This window comes from Rhodopseudomonas sp., from assembly GCF_048594845.1.
In the GTDB taxonomy this organism is placed as follows: Bacteria; Pseudomonadota; Alphaproteobacteria; order Rhizobiales; family Xanthobacteraceae; genus Rhodopseudomonas.
Genome location: NZ_JBMDXE010000367.1, coordinates 1 through 1,934, shown reverse-complemented (window position 1 = coordinate 1,934; position 1,934 = coordinate 1). Strand labels below are relative to the sequence as shown.

Genomic DNA, 1,934 nt, shown 5'->3' with positions numbered 1-1,934 from the left:
GGCCAATGTCGAGCGCGGCGGGCAAGGCGCTGGCAGCTCGACGGGTCAGGACAATTCCCGAACCCCCAGCTCGTCGGGCGTCCCGTCGCGATAAGCGACTAGCCTCATGCAAGCGGAGATGCGCTGCTCCACGCGTGGCGCATCTTCGGCTTGGCGTTTTCGTCGAAAGGATCGATAGCCCGATGCGATCGGAAAAGCAGAACGAGCAGCCACCAAAGTTCGTCGTGGGCTTGGTGGGCGGCGAGAGATTCGAACTCCCGACCCTCTCGGTGTAAACGAGATGCTCTAACCAGCTGAGCTAGCCGCCCGCTCGGCCTGTTTACTGCCGACAGCGTCGGCGACGCAAGCCATTCACAGCGACCGACCCGGCTGCAGAAGATCCGATCGTTCGTCCCGGCAAACCTCCTAGCCGGCGGGACTGCCGGGCAACTGCGCGAGTTCGCCCAGCCAAGGCAGTGCCGACTGGCACCAGATCTGCCGCGTCGGCGGCAATGTGGCTCGCTGGCGAATGCTGCCCCAGCGGATCACCCAGCCGCCGGTCTCTGGCTGCGGGCCGCTTGTGAACACCGGGGTCCCGCAATCCGAACAGAAGTGCTGCAGGCGGACAGCGCCGCTGTCCGCCGTCTTGGCATAGACCTTGGGCGTCCCGGAGATCCGCACATCCGCGTGGCTGGCGCGTACGCTGACGCGAAACGCCGAGCTGCTGAACGTCTGGCAATCGGTGCAGTGACACATCCCGACCTGTTGCGGGTCGATGGTCGCGACGTAGCTGATCCGTCCGCAATGACATTGGCCGTTGATTTCCATCGGACTCTCTCCCTGTTACGGCCGATGATGCGTCAGAGATCAGCCGTCGCCAAACGCAAAACGGCGCCCCGAAGGGCGCCGCTGATTTGCTTGAGTGGCCGAGGCCGCTCAGTGAGCGGTGAGACCGCCCGGGGCTTCGTCGCCGTCCTGGCTCTCCGGCTTGCCGGACAGCTTGGCGGGCTCCTCTTCCCAGACGATCGGCACCGGCGCACGCACCAGCGCGTTGGCGATCACCTCGTCCATCCGGGCGACCGGGATGATGTTCAAACCACCCTTGATCGCATCCGAGATCTCGGTGAGGTCCTTGGCGTTGTCCTCGGGGATCAGCACCGTCTTGATGCCGCCGCGGGCTGCCGCCAACAACTTCTCCTTCAGGCCGCCGATCGGCAGCACCCTGCCGCGCAGCGTGATCTCGCCGGTCATGGCGATGTCGCGCCGGATCGGAATCCCGGTCAGCACCGACACGATGGTGGTGGCCATCGCGACGCCGGCCGACGGACCATCCTTCGGGGTCGCCCCCTCCGGCACGTGGACGTGGATGTCGCGCCGCTCGAAGAACGGCGGCTCGATCCCGAAGGTGATCGCCCGCGAGCGGACGTAGGACGCCGCCGCCTGGATCGATTCCTTCATGACGTCGCGCAAGTTTCCGGTCACCGTCATGCGACCCTTGCCCGGCATCATCACGCTTTCGATCGTCAGCAGCTCGCCGCCGACGTCAGTCCACGCCAGACCGGTGACGACACCGACCTGATCGTCCTTCTCGATCTCGCCGAAGCGGAACTTCGGCACGCCGAGATATTCCTCGATCGCCTTCTCGGTGACCTTCACCGTCTTCTTCTTCGACAGCATCAGGTCCTTCACCGCCTTGCGGGCGAGCGTGGAAATCTCACGTTCAAGATTTCGCACACCGGCTTCGCGGGTGTAGCGGCGGATCACCAGAAGCAGCGCGTCGTCGTCGATCGACCATTCCTTGGAGTCGAGGCCATGCTTGGTCAGCGCCAGCGGGATCAAGTGCTTGCGCGCGATCTCGAGCTTCTCGGTCTCGGTGTAGCCGGCGATCCGGATGATCTCCATACGATCCATCAGCGGCCCCGGGATATTCAGGGTGTTCGCCGTGGTGATGAACA

At 64.6% G+C, this 1,934-nt stretch carries 2 protein-coding genes and 1 tRNA gene; all 3 read right to left on the bottom strand.

Annotated elements, in window-relative coordinates; genetic code table 11:
- Positions 1 to 231: 231 nt before the first annotated feature.
- Positions 232 to 308: transfer RNA gene (locus ACOJTD_RS25285), tRNA-Val, on the bottom strand.
- Positions 309 to 405: 97 nt separating this feature from the next.
- On the bottom strand, positions 406 to 807 hold the full coding sequence (locus ACOJTD_RS25280; RefSeq protein ID WP_420135597.1) for a GFA family protein: 402 nt from the start codon (positions 805 to 807) through the stop codon (positions 406 to 408).
- A 108-nt stretch (positions 808 to 915) separates the two neighbouring features.
- A partial coding sequence (locus ACOJTD_RS25275) for a S16 family serine protease (RefSeq protein ID WP_420135596.1) occupies positions 916 to 1,934 on the bottom strand: 1,019 nt, incomplete at its 5' end.

What these genes read in the sequence shown, in the direction of transcription:
- ACOJTD_RS25280 (WP_420135597.1), bottom strand. Translation starts at nt 807, where the DNA reads ATGGAAATCAACGGCCAATGTCATTGCGGACGGATCAGCTACGTCGCG.